The organism is Mesorhizobium salmacidum (SeqCode), assembly GCF_037179605.1.
Lineage (GTDB): Bacteria > Pseudomonadota > Alphaproteobacteria > Rhizobiales > Rhizobiaceae > Mesorhizobium > Mesorhizobium salmacidum.
In genome coordinates this window covers 22,057-38,397 of sequence record NZ_JAPYKS010000006.1, presented here as the reverse complement: position 1 = coordinate 38,397, position 16,341 = coordinate 22,057, and the positions used below count along the sequence as shown (strand labels likewise).

15 protein-coding genes are annotated in these 16,341 nt (G+C 64.0%); 5 read left to right on the top strand and 10 right to left on the bottom strand.

Features of this window, described 5'->3' with window-relative positions:
* Positions 1 to 40 precede the first annotated feature (40 nt).
* The gene (locus O7A60_RS09940) at positions 41 to 355 is read left to right on the top strand and encodes a hypothetical protein (protein WP_337106096.1); all 315 of its coding nucleotides are present in this window, start codon (positions 41 to 43) and stop codon (positions 353 to 355) included.
* Positions 356 to 506: 151 nt separating this feature from the next.
* On the opposite strand, the gene O7A60_RS09935 is transcribed toward O7A60_RS09940, so the two are convergent.
* The 8 genes from O7A60_RS09935 to O7A60_RS09900 form a co-directional block, all read right to left on the bottom strand.
* Positions 507 to 1,934, bottom strand: a complete 1,428-nt coding sequence (locus tag O7A60_RS09935; RefSeq protein ID WP_140746290.1) for a gamma-aminobutyraldehyde dehydrogenase — start codon at positions 1,932 to 1,934, stop codon at positions 507 to 509.
* A 104-nt stretch (positions 1,935 to 2,038) separates the two neighbouring features.
* Positions 2,039 to 2,854: an ABC transporter permease gene (locus O7A60_RS09930; protein WP_337106095.1), complete on the bottom strand. Its 816-nt coding sequence runs from the start codon at positions 2,852 to 2,854 to the stop codon at positions 2,039 to 2,041.
* The gene (locus tag O7A60_RS09925; RefSeq protein WP_415926813.1) at positions 2,844 to 3,809 is read right to left on the bottom strand and encodes an ABC transporter permease; all 966 of its coding nucleotides are present in this window, start codon (positions 3,807 to 3,809) and stop codon (positions 2,844 to 2,846) included. Before O7A60_RS09925 ends, O7A60_RS09930 begins: the two co-directional genes overlap by 11 nt.
* A gap of 100 nt (positions 3,810 to 3,909) precedes the next feature.
* Positions 3,910 to 4,908 carry an ABC transporter ATP-binding protein gene (locus O7A60_RS09920; RefSeq protein ID WP_337106094.1) on the bottom strand — a complete coding sequence of 333 codons (999 nt, stop codon included), beginning with the start codon at positions 4,906 to 4,908 and terminating at the stop codon, positions 3,910 to 3,912.
* A gap of 197 nt (positions 4,909 to 5,105) precedes the next feature.
* Positions 5,106 to 6,260, bottom strand: a complete 1,155-nt coding sequence (locus tag O7A60_RS09915; protein ID WP_337106093.1) for an ABC transporter substrate-binding protein — start codon at positions 6,258 to 6,260, stop codon at positions 5,106 to 5,108.
* A gap of 206 nt (positions 6,261 to 6,466) precedes the next feature.
* Positions 6,467 to 7,378, bottom strand: coding sequence for a LysR family transcriptional regulator (locus O7A60_RS09910; RefSeq protein WP_027142168.1), 912 nt, complete (start codon positions 7,376 to 7,378; stop codon positions 6,467 to 6,469).
* Positions 7,379 to 7,459: 81 nt separating this feature from the next.
* Positions 7,460 to 8,077 carry a DedA family protein gene (locus O7A60_RS09905; protein WP_337106092.1) on the bottom strand — a complete coding sequence of 206 codons (618 nt, stop codon included), beginning with the start codon at positions 8,075 to 8,077 and terminating at the stop codon, positions 7,460 to 7,462.
* Positions 8,074 to 8,469 carry a class I SAM-dependent methyltransferase gene (locus tag O7A60_RS09900; protein ID WP_337106091.1) on the bottom strand — a complete coding sequence of 132 codons (396 nt, stop codon included), beginning with the start codon at positions 8,467 to 8,469 and terminating at the stop codon, positions 8,074 to 8,076. Before O7A60_RS09900 ends, O7A60_RS09905 begins: the two co-directional genes overlap by 4 nt.
* A 493-nt stretch (positions 8,470 to 8,962) precedes the next feature.
* Between O7A60_RS09900 and O7A60_RS09895 the strand changes: the two genes are divergently transcribed.
* A complete protein-coding gene (locus tag O7A60_RS09895) occupies positions 8,963 to 9,643 on the top strand; it encodes a response regulator transcription factor (RefSeq protein WP_337106090.1) in 681 nt (226 codons plus the stop codon).
* Between the two features lie 10 nt (positions 9,644 to 9,653).
* Entirely contained in the window at positions 9,654 to 11,015 is a 1,362-nt protein-coding gene (locus O7A60_RS09890; protein WP_337106089.1) for a sensor histidine kinase, read from the top strand.
* A gap of 122 nt (positions 11,016 to 11,137) precedes the next feature.
* Here O7A60_RS09890 and O7A60_RS09885 read toward each other — a convergent pair whose 3' ends face one another.
* Positions 11,138 to 11,914 (bottom strand): DeoR/GlpR family DNA-binding transcription regulator, encoded by a 777-nt coding sequence (locus tag O7A60_RS09885; protein ID WP_337106088.1) that lies wholly within the window; start codon positions 11,912 to 11,914, stop codon positions 11,138 to 11,140.
* Positions 11,915 to 12,333: 419 nt separating this feature from the next.
* Between O7A60_RS09885 and O7A60_RS09880 the strand changes: the two genes are divergently transcribed.
* Complete coding sequence (locus O7A60_RS09880; protein WP_337106087.1) at positions 12,334 to 13,221, top strand: phosphotransferase family protein; 888 nt, start codon at positions 12,334 to 12,336, stop codon at positions 13,219 to 13,221.
* Complete coding sequence (locus O7A60_RS09875) at positions 13,218 to 15,671, top strand: GcvT family protein (protein WP_337106086.1); 2,454 nt, start codon at positions 13,218 to 13,220, stop codon at positions 15,669 to 15,671. Before O7A60_RS09880 ends, O7A60_RS09875 begins: the two co-directional genes overlap by 4 nt.
* On the opposite strand, the gene O7A60_RS09870 is transcribed toward O7A60_RS09875, so the two are convergent.
* Positions 15,668 to 16,300, bottom strand: a complete 633-nt coding sequence (locus tag O7A60_RS09870; RefSeq protein WP_337106085.1) for a class I SAM-dependent DNA methyltransferase — start codon at positions 16,298 to 16,300, stop codon at positions 15,668 to 15,670. The two genes, O7A60_RS09875 and O7A60_RS09870, sit on opposite strands and share 4 nt — an antisense overlap.
* Positions 16,301 to 16,341: the final 41 nt, after the last annotated feature.

The window sequence follows — 16,341 nt, the reverse complement described above, 5'->3', positions numbered from 1 at the left end:
CAACCGCGGGCTCAACCGCAAGTAATGGAGGAGAACCGACATGTTCAGCGCCAGATGGCAGATCGACGCCAGGTTCGGGCACAAGCAGACCGTGCTCGAGCTGATGCGGAAATGGGAACGCGAGATCGGCTCTCAGGTCGGCCTCGCCGACCTCAAATTCCAGATCATGACCGGATCGATCGGGGCCCGTGAAGCGACAGTCGAGTCGCATCACGAGGTAGAAAGCCTGGCACAGTTGGAGGCGATGTTTGCCAAGATCGGCAACATCGACGCGCACGCCAAATGGGGTAAGGAGATGGAGCCCTATGTCGTGTCGGGCACCAGCCTGTGGAACATCTATCGCATCGTGGAGTAGCGGCTGTGCAACTTACCTCTCCCCTTGTGGCCCGCCCTTCGGGCCCACAAGGGGAGAAGGACGGGCGGCGTCCCGGCTCTTCGCAGGCTGAGGGCGTTAGAAGCTCGAAAAGCCAAGCAATTGGCTTCTCGTCCGCTTCGCGCACCGCTTCTCACCCATGCGCAACCATCACGTGGCGCACGGCGGTATAGTCCTCCAGCGCGTAGAGCGACATGTCCTTGCCGTAGCCGGACTGTTTCAGCCCGCCATGCGGCATCTCGTTGGTTAGCATGAAGTGGGTGTTGATCCAGGTGCAACCATATTGCAGGCGGGCGGCGGTCGCCATGGCGCGTGAGACGTCTCGGGTCCACACCGATGACGCCAGGCCGTAGTCGCTGTCGTTGGCCCAGCTCACCGCCTCGTCGACTTCCGTGAAACGAGTGATCGAGACGACCGGGCCGAACACTTCGCGGCGCACGATCTCGTCCTCCTGCAGCGCACCGGCGACGACGGTCGGCTGGTAGTAGAAGCCGGTGCCCTCGCCCGGCTTGCCGCCGGTGGTGATCTCGATGTGCTTCAGCTCCGAGGCACGCTCGACAAAGCTCGAGACGCGATCGCGCTGGCGGCGCGAGATCAATGGCCCGATTTCGTTCTCGGTGTCGTCGGGTTGGTTGTATTTGATGGTCGAGACGGCGGAGGACAGATCGGCGACCAGCTTGTCGTAGATCTTCTTGCCGGCATAGATGCGGCAGGCGGCGGTGCAGTCCTGGCCGGCATTGTAGTAGCCGAAGGCGCGCAAGCCCTTGACGACGGCGCCGAGATCGGCGTCGTCGAAGACGATGACCGGCGCCTTGCCACCAAGTTCGAGATGCGTGCGCTTGACCGATTTGGCGGCGGCCTGCAGCACCTTCTTGCCGGTGGCGACGTCACCGGTGATCGAGATCATATTGACCTTGGGATGGTTGATCAGCGTGTTGCCGACGCTGTCGCCCCGGCCAAGCACGACATTGACGACGCCCTCGGGCAGCACTTCGGCCAGAATCCTTGCCAGCTTCAGCGCCGTCAGCGGCGTCTGCTCCGACGGCTTGAAGACGACGGTGTTGCCGCCGGCGATCGCCGGCGCCAGCTTCCAGGCCATCATCATCAGCGGATAATTCCATGGCGCGATCGAAGCGACGATGCCGATCGGATCGCGCCGCACCATCGAGGTGTGGCCGGGCAGGTATTCGCCCGCGACCACACCCGGCATGGAGCGGACCGCGCCGGCGAAGAAGCGGTAGCAGTCGACGATGGCCGGGATTTCGTCATTGAGCACGGCGTTGATCGGCTTGCCGCAGTTCAGCGCCTCGAGCGTGGCAAATTCCTTGGCCTCGGCCTCGATGCGGTCGGCAATTTTGAGCAGGTAGCCGGAGCGCTGCGCCGGCGTGGTGCGAGACCACAAGACGAACGCTTGTCCCGCTGCCGCCACGGCGGCCTCGATCTGTGCCTGACTGGCTTCGGGCAGGTTGAGAATGGTCGCCCCGGTCTTCGGATTGAGGATCGGCTCCTCGGTCTCGGCGCCCTTCTCGAATTTGGAGCCGATCAGCATCTGGGTGTCCATTGGGGTCTCCCTTGAAAGGAGCGAATAGTGAGTAGCGAATAGCGAGTAGGGTTTGGCTGTCGATTTTCCCTATTCGCTACTCGCTACTCCCTATTCGCTGTTTTTCATTTCCCGCTGCCGGCGATCTGGTCGCCGTCGCGGGTCAGGTAATAGGCAAACAGGATCGGCAGCAGCGTCACCAGGACGACGACCATGGCCACGACGTTGGTGACCGGACGCTGGCGCGGACGGATCAGTTCCTCCAGCATCCAGATCGGCACCGTCTGCTGCTGGCCGGCGGTGAAGGTGGTGACGATGACCTCGTCGAAGGAAAGGGCAAAGGCCAGCATGCCGCCGGCGAGCAATGCGGTGGCGATATTGGGCAGCACGACATGGCGAAAGGTCTGGAAGCCGTCGGCGCCGAGATCCATCGAGGCCTCGATCATCGAGCCCGAGGTGCGGCGGAAACGAGCGACGGCGTTGTTGTAGACCACGACCACGCAGAAAGTGGCGTGGCCAAGCACGATCGTCCAGAACGAGAACGGGATGTCTGCCAGCGCGAAGGCCGAACGCAGCGCGATGCCGGTGATGATGCCGGGCAGCGCGATCGGCAGGATGACCAGCAGCGAGATGGTTTCGCGGCCGAAGAATTTCGTCCGCGACACGGCGGCGGCGCACAGCGTGCCGAGCACCAGTGCAATCGTGGTCGAGATGGCGGCGACGCGGATCGACAGCGACAGCGCTTCCCAGACATCGGGCCGGTTCCAGGTGACGGCGAACCATTGCGTGGTCAGCCCGGGCGGCGGCCAGACGAAACTCTTCTCCTCGGTGGTGAAGGCGTAGACGAAGATCAGCAGGATCGGCAAATGCAGGAAGAGCAGGCCGCAGGCAGCGGCGGCCTTCAGGCCGAGCGGAGCGGATTGACCAGGGTCAGAGCGCATCGAAGGCCCCCATGCGCTTGGCGCCCCAGAGATAGAAGCCCATGATGACGATGGGCACCACGGTGAAGGCGGCGGCCAGCGGAATGTTGCCGGCCGTGCCTTGCTGCGAATAGACGGCCTGGCCGATGAACAGGCGCGACGTCCCGATGATCTGCGGGATGATGTAATCGCCCAATGTCAGCGAGAAGGTGAAGATCGAGCCGGCGACGATGCCAGGCAGCGCCAGCGGAAACAGCACGTTGCGGAAGGTCTGGCCGGGCGAGGCGCCGAGATCGGACGACGCCTCGACCAGATTGCCGGGCACGCGCTCGAGGGCCGCCTGAACGGGCAGGATCATGAAAGGCAGCCAGACATAGACGAAGACGATGAAAGTGCCGGTGAACGATACCGACAGCGAATTGCCACCGACCACGGGCAGCGATAGCCAGGCGTCGAGCAGCCACAACAAGTACAGCTTGGTGAGCAGCCAGGTCAAAATGCCTTCCTTGGCCAGGATCAGCTTCCAGGCATAGATCTTGACCAGATAGCTCGACCACAGAGGCAGCATGACGCCGAGATAGAACAGTGCCTTCCAGCGGCCGCGTGCATAGCGCGCCGCGTAGTAGGCAATCGGGAAGGCGACGATGGCCGAAGCCAGCGTGACCAGGGCCGCCATCGTCACCGTACGCAGGATGATGTCGAGATTGGCGGCCTGTAACAGGTCGCCATAGGTCTTCAGCGTGAACTGGCGGTTGATGAGGCCGGAGAACTCGTCGATGGAGAAAAAGCTCTGCGCCAAAAGCGCGAACAGCGAGCCGATATAGACGATGCCGAGCCACAGCACCGGCGGCAGCAGCATAAGGAGCAGCAGGACTTTTGGCTGGCGCCAGAAAAGGTCGGAGAGCGCACCGCGCGGACCGCCGCTGCCGGGCAGGATGGCGGGTGGAGGGTTGGCGTTGAGGGCGACGATGGTCACGGCGCCACCCTGTCGATTAGATCAATGGCGGCAAGGCCGAGAGCCTTCACACCCCCCTCTGTCCTGCCGGACAGAGGGGGGTGCTTCACGCAAACGTCAATCATGCCGGCTCGTCCATAAGATGCAGGTGCTCGCGATTGAACGTCAGCACCACCGCCTCGCCCTCCGCCGGCAGGGCAGTGCCGGCCGGCACCACGGCGTGCAGTTTCAACCCCTCGGCATCGAGCGCCAGCCGGGTGGTGGCACCGAGATAATTGGTCGAGACGAGACGCGCGGCGACGCCCTCGCCGCTCGCGGCACGGCCGACGCGAATGGATTCAGGCCGCAGGCTGCCCCAGCGGTGCTGGCCGGAATAACGCTGGACGAAATCCGGCGGCAGCACGTTCGAGGAACCGACGAAATCAGCGACAAAGCGCGTGCTCGGCCGCTGATAGATGTCCTCCGGCGTGCCGATCTGCATGATCTTGCCATCGTTGAAGACGGCGACGCGGTCGGCCATCGACAGCGCCTCGCCCTGGTCATGGGTAACGAAGACGAAGGTGATGCCGAGCGCCTTCTGCAGCGATTTCAGCTCCTCCTGCATGTTTTCACGCAGCTTGAGGTCGAGCGCGCCGAGCGGCTCGTCGAGCAGCAGCACCTTGGGCTGGTTGACCAGCGCGCGGGCGAGCGCGACACGCTGGCGCTGGCCGCCGGAGAGCTGGCCGGGCCGCCGGGCGCCGTAGCCGGGCAGTCGCACCAGCGAGAGCGCTTCTTCCGCCGCCTTGTGCCGCTCGGCCTTGCTCACGCGCTTGACCATCAGCCCGTAGGCGACGTTGTCGAGCACATTGAGATGCGGGAACAGCGCGTAGTCCTGGAACACGGTGTTGACGTTCCGGCGGTAGGGCGGCACGCCTTCGGCACGCTCGCCGAAGATCGAGATCGAACCCGCCGTCGGCTGCTCGAAGCCGGCGATCAGGCGCAGACACGTGGTCTTGCCGGACCCGGACGGCCCGAGCATGGCGAAGAATTCGCCCGGCACGATGTCGAGGTCGACCGCGTCGACGGCGCGAACGCTGCCGAAATGGCGCGAGACTCTTTGAAAGGAAACGGCTGGGGTCATGGGATCCCGATCTGTTAGGCTCGTCAAAATCTCGGGCGTTGGCGCTGCCCCTCATCCGCCTGCCGGCACCTTCTCCCCGTATAGAGACGAGGAGAAGGGACGTGCTTCAACGCTGACGATCCCCTCTCCCCGTTCTTGACGGGGAGAGGGGAAGGGTGAAGGGGCGGCGCCGAGCTATCGGCGAAGCGAGGCGAAAATTACCGTCCGCCGATGACGCCGATATAATCCGACACCCAGCGATAGTAGGGCACGCACTGGTCGTTCTGGGTGACGCATTTCGAGACCGGCGTCTTCCAGAACTTGATCTTGTCGAAATTGTCGTAGCCGTTGGTCTTGCAGCCTTCCTCGCCGAGCAACTCGTTGCCCTTGCAGGCGGCGGGCACGACCGGCAGCGAGCCGAACCAGGCGGAGACATCGCCCTGCACCTTCGGCGCCAGCGAATGCTCGAGCCACATGTAGGCGCAGTTCGGGTGCGCCGCGTCGGCTTCCATCATGGTGGTGTCGGCCCAGCCGGTGACGCCTTCTTCCGGTACGGTCGAGGCGACCGGCTTCTTGGCGGCGACCAGCGTGTTGACCTGATAGGGCCACGAGCCCGAAGCAACCACGCCTTCATTCTGGAAATCGTCGACCTGGATGGCGGCATCATGCCAGTAGCGGCCAACCAGCGTGCGCTGGACGCGCAGCAATTCGAGCGCCGCCTTGTACTGGTCCTCGTTCAATTCGTATGGGTCCTTGATGCCGAGTTCCGGCTTGTGGAACATCAGGTAATTGGCGGCGTCGGCGATGTGGATCGGTCCGTCATAGGCCTGGACGCGACCCTTGTTGGACTTGCCGTCCGGCAGCTTCATCTCCTCGAAGACGACGTTCCAGCTCTTCGGCGCTTCCTTGAACACCTCGGTGTTGTACATCAGGATGTTCAGTCCCCACTGATAGGGCACGCCGTAATGAACGCCGCCGACAGTAAACCAGGGCGCGTCCTTCAGCCGGTCGTCGACCGTTTTCCAGCCCGGGATGAGATCGGTGTTGATCGGCTGCACGCGCTTGCCAGCGACGAGGCGCAGCGAGGCATCGCCCGACGCGGTGACGAGGTCGAAGCCGCCCTCGTTCATCAGCGAGACCATCTCATCCGAGGTGTTGGCGGTCTTGACGTTGACCTTGCAGCCGCTGTCCTTCTCGAAGGCGGTGACCCAGTCATAGCCCTTGTCGGTCTCGCCGCGCTCGATATAGCCCGGCCAGGCGACGATGTTGACCTCGCCCTCGCCCTTGCCGAGTTCCTTGACCTGGGCGATGGCCTGACCGGAGAGGGTCAGCGCGACCGTCAAAGCAGTGCACGACTTCAGGAATGAATTCATTATCGACTCCCATTTTGGCGCGTGATCCAGAAACCGCTCCGGTTTTCGCAGGATCACGCGCGGACTGAAAAACTTGTCAGCTCGTCCGTTGGACTTGACGCCGCTCTGATGGCAGCTTGTGTCCCTGAAACGGAAGGTGCTTTGAAAATTCCGGTTTCGCAAATTCATTTATCAGAAGGCCGATATCGGTTTTTCCGATAGCTCTATCACAGACGCTGGCGCACCATCCGCTGCGACTGGGCAAGGCCGATGAAGTCGCGCGCCGCGGCGGCCAGGCCGGAGCCTCGCCGCCAGACCATGCCAACCTGCACCACCGGCAAGGAACCCGAAATGTCGCGCGATTCGATGCGGTCGCCTTCCAGCGACCAGGGCCGGTAGACAAGGTCAGGGAGCAGTGCCACGCCGGCGCCGGTGGCGACCAGGCTGCGCACGGCTTCCACGGAACGGGTGCGGAAGGCGACATGCGGCCTGGCGCCGATCGCCGTCAGCAGCTTGCCGGTGTTCTCCTCGATCTCGTCGACGGTCAGCATGATCAGCGGTTCGGAGGCGATATCGCCGATGCCGATAATGTCGGCGCCAGCCAAGGGATGGCCGAGCGGCAGCCACAGCCGATAGGCCGAGACTTCGAGGATTTCCGATTGCAGGGCAGTGCGGTCGCGCAAATTGGAGGTGACCATGACGGCAATGTCGAGCTTGCCACCGATCAGCAGGTGTTCGAGGTAGTCGCCATTGTCCTCTATGGCCGAGACCTCGACGCCCGGATAGGCGCGGCGGTAGCGTGAAAGCAGATCCGACAGCACATAGCCGGCGACCAGCGAGGTGACGCCGAGTTGCAGCCGCCCGCCCGCCACGGCCTGTTCGCCGGAAAAAGAGCGGCGCGCGTCGGACACGTCAGCGAGAATCTTTGTCGCGTGACGCAGGAACTGGTGGCCCTTGTGGGTGATGTTGAGGCCGCGCGGATGGCGCTCGAACAATTCGACGCCAAGATCGCTTTCAAGTTCCTTGATCGCCTCGGTGACCGACGATTGCGAAATGGAGAGGTTTTGCGCCGCGCGCGACACCGTACCTTGCTCGGCAACGGCGATGAAGAACTGCAACTGTCGAATGGTGAAGGCCATGGCCGGACTAAACACCGGCAGGCAAGCGAAGGAAAGCCGGCTGCGGAGCTTATCCCGTGACCGGAGATTAGTGCAGCGCGGTCAGCCGAGCATCAGCCTGATGCGGCGTCGCCATGTCGGGCCATAGCGCAACGCAAGCATGAAGGCCGTCTCAAGCGCCACGACGATGACGATGATGCGCAGGCCAATCGCGAAGGAATCCTGGCCACTGCCGCGCATGAGGTAACCGGTCAGGAGAAAGGCCGCATTCCATATGGTGGCGCCAAGCAGTGTCGCAGCCGCGAAAGGCAAGGCAGGCAGACAAAGCGCGCCAGCAGCGATCGGCAGGTAATTGCGCACCGTCGGGATGAACTGTGCCAGCAAGGACACCCTGACATGATTGCGGCGATAGGCCTGGCCAAGCTTGCGATAGGTTTCGGGGCGCAGGAAGACATATCTGCCGGCTCGTCCGATCAGCCTGTCGGCACGGTCGAAGCCGATCCGGCGGCCGACCGCATACCAGACAAGGCAGCCGGCGAAGGAGGCGGAAGTCGTCACCGCCAGCAGGATCGCCAGCGTCGCATGGTCAGGCGCCGCCGTCATACCGAGGAACAGCAGCAACACATGCGAGGGCGGAATCGGCAGGATCTTTTCGGTGAAGGCGAGGCAGAAGACGCCGAACAGGCCGAAGCCGAGAATGGCCGACAACGGTCCCGTCATGCGAAGCGCCAGTCGTATGTTTCTGACGTCTTGATCCTGGCGATGCGATAGACCGTCGCCGGCGGGAAGTTGCGAAAGGTATGGCCAACCCGCGTGACCTCGAGATCGAGCCTGTCGAGCAGCGACTGGTCGAACGGGCAGCGCCGTCCAAGCGTGAACTGATAGAGCGCTCCGCCTGGGCGAAGGTTGGCGAAAACACCTTCGAGAATGGCGAGCGTCCTGCGCGGCGAGATCAGCCGGAAAGGCAAGCCGCTGACGGCAGCACCAATCACCGGCCGGTGAGAGAGCGACAGATGGCGCAGACCGACAGCATCCATCTCGAATATCCGGGCGGCCGGAAAGCGACGCTTGAGCAGTGCGGCAAAATCCGGATCGGATTCGATCAGCGTCAAATCTTCCTCCTTAACCCCGCGCGACAGCAGCGCTCGCGTGAACGGCCGGTTCCTGGACCGAGCTCCAACACGGGACCCGTCTCGGGTCCGATGTCGCGCGTCATCAATGCCGCCAGGCTGGAGCTGGACGGCGTGACGGAGCCGACCCTGAACGGCGCCACGGTCCACGCCACGAGGAAAGACAGAGCATCATTTGCAGGCATGGTAACCGCAATCCCGGACAACAGCACGCCAGATTGTGTGGCCAACTGATTCGTTTCAGCGCCATTTCGTTTCAACGTCGGGCCCGACCTGTTGCATATTCGGGCCCGACGCCTTCACGCCGGCATGGGCGATTCGTGCCGACCGGTGCTGTTTGCCGCGACTGGGTTGCATAGACATTGCGCGATCTCGAAGGCAAAGAAAGCGTTTGTCGACCCGGGCCCGTTCGGCTTTGCCATGTTTGCGCAATGTTGGCGCGGTAGCGCCCGAAGCTGCTGCTGGAGAATTGTCGATGCGAATCTTGCTGGTCGAGGACGAGCCTGAAATGGTCTCTGCCTTGCGTGCCGCGCTGAAGCGCCACGACATGGTGGTCGATCACGCCGGTTCGCTCAACGAGGCGGAAGGCTTCGTTGCCGCCGACAGCTACGACGCGATCCTGCTCGACCGCCAGTTGCCGGATGGCGACGGGTTGTCGCTGGTGCCCAGATTGCGTTCGGCCAAGAACACCACGCCAGTGCTGATGCTGACGGCGAGAGGCGACACGTCGGACAAGGTCGATGGGCTGGACATGGGCGCGGACGACTATCTGGCGAAACCATTCGCCTTCGAGGAACTGCTGGCTCGCCTGCGCGCGCTGCTCAGGCGCCCGGCACCGATGCGGTCGCAATTCATCCGTGCCGGCGGTCTGGTGCTCGATGTCGGGCATCGCGAAGCGTCGATCCGTGCCGAACCGCTCAGCCTGCCGCGCCGCGAACTCCTGGTGCTGGAGGCGCTGATGCGGCGCACCGGCCGCATGGTGCAACGCGAGGCGCTGATGGAGGCGGTGTTCGGCCTCGACGACGAGATCCAGTCCAACGCCCTCGACACCCATGTCTCGCGCCTGCGCCGCAAGCTCGCCGATGCCGATGCCGATGCCGGCGTGACGATCAACGGCATTCGCGGCGTCGGCTATCTCCTGCGCGAGACGACATGAGCGCCATGCCATGAGCCTCAAGCGCCCGCGTTCGCTGAAATGGAGCCTGGTGCTGCGCATCGCCTTGCTGCAATGCGCGATGCTGACGCTGATCATCGTCGGCATTCTCGTCGCATTGCTCGCCACCGGGCTCATTCCGCACGATTATGAGGACGGCACAATGGACGTGCTGGCGGATGCGGTGGCGCGTGACGCAGGCGGGAAGCTCATCCTGCGCGAGACCTCGGACCTGACGAAGCTGCGATCCGAGGTCCCCGATCTCTGGTTCATCATCCGAGACAAGCAGGGCCAGCGGCTGCAGGAGGGCACCATGCCGCCCATCTTCCAGCCTTTCGCCGGATTGCTGGACACTATCAACGACGCCCGTATCGACCACGCAATCGGGCAAACCGCGCCGCCGGAGGGGAAGATTCGCTGGACCGATACGGCGGCCGGCAATGTCCAGATCTTCACCGGCACCAAGGGCGGGCTTTCGCTGTTGCGCCTGCTCGACCAGGCGCCGCAATTCTTCCTGCAAGGCATATTGCCGCTCGCCGGGCTGATGGCGCTGGCCACGCTGTTCGCGACGCCCTGGGTGGTGCGTGGCGCCCTTTCGGGCCTGGGCCATGCAGCCGCTGAGGCTGAACGCATCGACATCGACCAACGCGGTGTCCAGCTGCCGCTGAAGGACGTACCGACAGAGGTGACACCGCTGGTCAAGGCGGTGAATGCGGCCCTTGCACGGCTCGACAGGGGCTATGAGCGCCACAAACGTTTTCTCACCGACGCCGCTCATGAGCTCAGGACACCGGTCGCCATCCTCAACACGCGCCTCGCCTCGCTGCCGGCGACACCGGAACGGGCACGGCTGCTGCAGGATGCAGCACGGCTCTCGACGCTGACCGACCAGTTGCTCGACCTGCAGCGTCTCGACCGGCAGACATCGCCTTTCGAAAGGGTCGATCTCGTGGCGATTGCGCGAGGCGTCATCGTCGACCTCGCGCCGATGGCATTCTCGGCCGGATACGAGATGTCGTTCGAGCCGGAGAGGGACACGCTTTTTGCCACCGGCGACCGCACCGCGATCGAACGTGCGGTGACCAACATCGTGCAGAACGCCATCGAGCATGGCGGCCGCGCCGGCAAGATCACCGTCAGCGTCACAACGCCCGCCATCATCGAGGTGCGGGACGAAGGCGACGGCGTGCCGCCGGGGGAGCGGGAGCGCATCTTCGAACCCTTCTACCGATTGCGCCCGCAGGACCATGGCGCCGGACTCGGCCTCAACCTCGTGCAGGAGACCATGCATCTCCATGGCGGGCGCATCGAAATCCTCGACGGCAAGCCCAGCCGCGCCTGCTTCAGGATGAGTTTTCGCGCGTTGGCGGCATAGCGTCGCCGCGAGTTCACACGGACGCCCGCGACGACATCAGTCGATGACAGACAGCAGACAACGAATTCCGGCGTCTATGCCGCCGGAGACGCGGCACGCCTGATGCACACCATCGCCTTTGGCTAAATTCCCGCGTCGCCGCCGGCGATGCTGAGCCGCGCGCCGGCCTGTGCGAGGGCGGCGGCAATGTCATGCGGCGGCGCGCGATCGGTGGCGAGTTCGGAAAAGCCGTCGAAGCCGCAGACCTGAACCAGGCCCTGGCGGCCGAACTTCGTGTGGTCGGTGACGACGAGCGAGCGCTGGCCGCGCGACAGCACCATGCGGGCGAATTCCGCCTCGTCCAGATCAAAGTCCATGACACCCGTCACCGCATCCACGGCGCCGGTGGAAATGATGGCGTGGCTGACCGAGAAGCGGCTGACGAACTCGATCGCCGACGTCCCGAACGCGGCTCCTGAATCGCTGCGCAGCTCGCCGCCGGCCATATAGACCTTGTTGCCGTTGATGGTGGCCAGCGTGCGGGCAATATCAGACGAGTTGGTGACGACCGTCAGGCGCCGGTGGCCGAGCAGTTCGCGCGCCAGGAACGAAGTCGTGGTGCCGGTGTCGAGCATGATCGATTCGCCGTCGCGGATGGTGGCGGCAACCATGCGTGCGATGACCCGCTTGGCATCGGCATGCTCGCGCATGCGCCGTTCGAACGGCGCTTCGCCGATCATCGACGGCAGGCCAATGGCGCCATGCATCTTCAGAACCGAGCCGTCGCCGGTGAGCGGCTTGACGTCCCGCCGCACGGTTTCGAGGGAAACGCCCAACCGGTCGGCCAGGCTGGCGATGGTGACGGTTCCCTCTTCCTGCAGCAGCCGCAGGATCTCGCTATGCCGTTTCGAGTGGATCATATGCGCGCGTCCCGGAATTTGCCCGTTTCCAAGGCATTCCTAACGCTTTTAAAGGAATTGCCCATGCTTTCGGGCAAAATACCCAAAAGAAGTCACATCTTTTTATTGACAGAAGAGCAACCCTGGCGTGAAATCCAACGTCAACAGGGGTTCGGAGCTGCAGCGGGAGGGTGATTGGCAGAGCCGCAACTCATTGACCAGGCAGCCTGCAACGTGTCTGGCGCAAGGAATTTTCAGATCCGCGGGGGCGGATGCCGGGCTCAAAAACCTGGCCAAGGGGCTCGTCGGTGCGGTGCGGGATACCGATCCTGGCGTCCCGCACCGACGAGATCGTTTGCGTCTCTCCCAGCCGTCGTTGCGCTGCCCGTGGCGCCTTGGCGAAACCCGGCAAACCAGCCCAGCAAACCAGGGATGATCCCGTGATTGCCGAAGACCGCATCCGCGCCCTGCCCTGCTGGACAGGCGCCATCGAGATCGCGCCGCTGCCCGGCGGCTTGAGCAACGCGAATTATGTGGTCACCGACACGGCCGGCAAACATGTCGTGCGCTTCGGCCAGGATTATCCGTTCCACCATGTCTTCCGCGAACGCGAGGTGATGACCGCGCGGGCGGCTCACGCCGCCGGGTTCGCGCCGGCGGTCCATTATGCCGAACCAGGAATCCTGGTGACGGCGTTTCTTGGCGCCAAAACCTATCTGGCCGAGGACGTGCGCGCCAATCTCGGCCGCGTCGCGGCGCTGATGCGCGGCTTCCACCGGGAGATGCCCAACCATATCTCCGGCGCGGGCTTCATGTTCTGGGTGTTCCACGTCATCCGCGACTATGCGCGCACGCTTGAAGAAGGCGACAGCCGCAAGCGCGGTGACCTGCCGCGCTTCCTGGCGCTGGCCGACGAACTGGAGCGCGCCCAGAAATTGCTGCCGATCGTCTTTGGCCACAATGATCTTCTGCCTGCCAATATTCTCGACGACGGCAGCAGGCTGTGGCTGATTGATTTCGAATATGCCGGCTTCAACACGGCGATGTTCGACCTCGCCGGCGTCGCTTCGAACGCCGGCATGAGCGATGAGGAATCCTTCGCCTTCCTGACCGCCTATTTCATGAAGGAACCGGATGAGGCGATCCGCCGCTCGCACGCCGCCATGCAATGCGCCTCGCTGCTGCGCGAAGCGATGTGGAGCATGGTGTCGGAACTCTATCTCGACGCGCCCGGCATCGACTACGTCGCCTACACCGAGGAAAACCTGGTGAGGCTCGACGCGGCGCTGGAAAGCTACCGGACAAAATACGGGATCCTGAAATCATGACCTTGCCTAGCCAGGCCGCGATCGTCGTCATCGGCGGCGGCATCATCGGCTGTTCGACGGCCTATCATCTGGCGCGCGACCACAAGGCCGACGTGGTGCTGCTCGAACAGGGCAAGCTGACCTCGGGCTCGACCTGGCATGCCGCCGGACTGGTCGGGCAATTGCGCTCGTCGGCCTCGATCACGCGGGTACTGAAATACTCCGTCGACCTCTACAAGGGGCTGGAAGCCGAGACCGGGCTCGCCACCGGCTGGAAAATGACCGGCTGCCTCAGGCTCGCCACCAATGCCGACCGCTGGACCGAGTACAAAAGGCTGGCGACGACGGCGAGAAGCTTCGGCATGGACATGCAGCTTCTGTCGCCCGCGGAGGTCAAGGCGATGTGGCCGCTGATGGAGACCGGCGATCTGGTGGGCGCGTCCTGGCTGCCGACCGACGGCCAGGCGAGTCCTTCCGACATCACGCAGTCGCTGGCCAAGGGCGCGCGCATGCATCGCGCCAAGCTCTACGAGGGGGTGCGTGTCACCGGCTTCGAGATGAAGGGCGACCGCATCGCGGCGGTGAAGACCAATCAAGGCGACATTGCCTGCGACAAGGTGGTGAACTGCGCTGGGCAATGGGCGCGGCAGGTCGGCGCCATGGCCGGCATCAACGTGCCGCTGCAGCCGGTGAAGCACCAGTACATCATCACCGAGAAAATCGCGGGGCTGGCGACTGACGCGCCGACGCTGCGCGACCCCGATCGGCGCACCTATTTCAAGGAAGAGGTCGGCGGGCTGGTGATGGGCGGCTATGAGCCGAACCCGCAGGCCTGGACAACCGGTCTCCCCGGAGGCGACGTGCCCGACGACTGGGAGTTCCGGCTGTTCGACGACGATTACGATCATTTCGAGCAGCACATGGCTCAGGCGATCGCGCGCGTGCCGGCGCTGGAGACGGTCGGCGTCAAGCAGATGATCAACGGGCCGGAAAGCTTCACGCCCGACGGCAATTTCATCCTCGGCGTGGCGCCCGAATGCGCCAACATGTTCGTCGGTGCCGGCTTCAACGCTTTCGGTATCGCCTCGGGCGGCGGCGCCGGCTGGGTGCTGGCGCAATGGGTGGTCGACGGCGAGGCGCCGCTCGACCTGTGGGTGGTCGACATCAGGCGCTTTTCCAACCTGCACCGCGACCGGCAATGGGTGTGCGAGCGCACGCTGGAAGCCTACGGTAAGCACTACACGATCGGCTTCCCGCACGAAGAGTACGTCAGCGGCCGGCCGCGCATCGTCTCGCCGCTGTATGAGCGGTTGAAGCAGCAACGCGCCGTGTTCGGCTCGAAGCTCGGTTGGGAGCGGCCGAACTGGTTCGCGCCGAAGGGCGTCGAGCCAAAGGACCTCTATTCGATGGGCCGGCAGAACTGGTTCGCCGCCGTCGGCGACGAGCACCGGCACGTGCGCGAGCATGTCGGCATCTTCGACCAGTCGTCCTTCGCCAAATATGAGCTGAGCGGCCCCGACGCGGCCAAGGCCCTTGACTGGATCTGCGCCAACGACGTCAGCAAGCCGGTCGGCCGGCTGACCTACACGCAACTCCTCAATACGCGCGGCGGCATCGAGGCCGACCTGACCGTGTCGCGGCTGGCCGAGGAAAAATTCTACATCGTCACCGGCACCGGTTTCCGCACCCATGACGCCTCGTGGATCAGCGACCATATTGGCGGAGGCCTCGATGCCCAGCTCGCCGATGTCACCGAGGATTTCGGCACGCTGTCGCTGATGGGGCCGCGCGCCCGCGATGTGCTTTCGGCCGTGACCAATGCTGATGTGTCGAATGCCGGCTTCCCGTTCGGCCATGTGCGGGAAATCGTCGTCGCGGGTCACACGGTCCGGGCGCTGCGTGTCACCTATGTCGGCGAACTGGGCTGGGAGCTGCATGTGCCGATCGCCGCCACCGGCGAAGTCTTCGACGCGCTGATGGCGGCCGGCGGGAAGCACGACATCCGGCCGATCGCCTACCGCGCGCTGGAATCGCTGCGGCTGGAGAAGGGCTATCGCGCCTGGGGCTCCGACATCACGCCCAATGACACACCGCTGGAGGCCGGGCTGGGCTGGGCCGTAAAGCTGCGTAAGAACACCGACTTCGTCGGACGACGCGCACTTGAGAAAGTTGGCGGCGCGTCCCTGACGAAGCGCTTTGCCGGCTTTACGGTCGACGATCCGGAGATCGTGCTGCTCGGCCGCGAGACCATACTGCGCAATGGCGAGCCGGTCGGCTATTTGACCAGCGGCGGCTACGGCTACACGGTCGGCAAGAACATCGGTTACGGCTATGTGCGCAACGCCGAGGGGGTGAACGATGATTTCCTCGCCTCGGGCAGCTATGAACTGGTGGTCGCGATGCAGCGGACGCCGGCTCAAATCTGTCTTGAGCCGCTATACGACCCGGCAATGGAGCGCGTGAAGGCTTAACTCACGCGCAAAGCGAGGCCACGGCTGGGGACGGTATCGGCCTCGCCAGGCATCGAGACGTAGGGACGTGTTTCCTCAATGCGGACGGCTAGGCCTTGCGCCTCGAGTTCGGCGATGCGCGCGGCAAAGCCCTGATCCCACAACGTGTTCTTGACCGTCAGCACGATCACTCCGCCCGGCCGGCAGATGCGGATCAGTTCGTCCAAACCGTCGGCGCCGACATGACCCGAGGTGAACACACCGGCCGAGATGATGCCGGCATAGGTGTCGTTGGCAAAAGGCAGGTCACCGCCGAGTGCCAGGCAATGCAGCGCCGAATAGACGCCCTTGCGCGCGGCCTGATCCAGCATGCCCTGTGAGATGTCGAGCGCCTCGACCTGGGGATAGCCGGCAATGTCGAGCCATTCGCCGATCAGCCCGGTACCTGCCCCGGCGTCGAGCAGCGGGGCTGAACCGCGCGGCAGATGGCGGGCCAGCAAGGCAAGGCAGATCGTCGGGTGGCGGTAGCCGGCGGCCGACATATCGGCGTCATAAGTTTGCGACCACCTGTCATAGAGTGCCGCTACCTCTTCCGGGCGCTTGGCCGCGTAGGCCTCGCCGAGCGCGCCTTGATGTTTGCCGTCCGTCACGTGTCCACAAACTCCCTGTCTTGCCGGATGATAGCCAAACG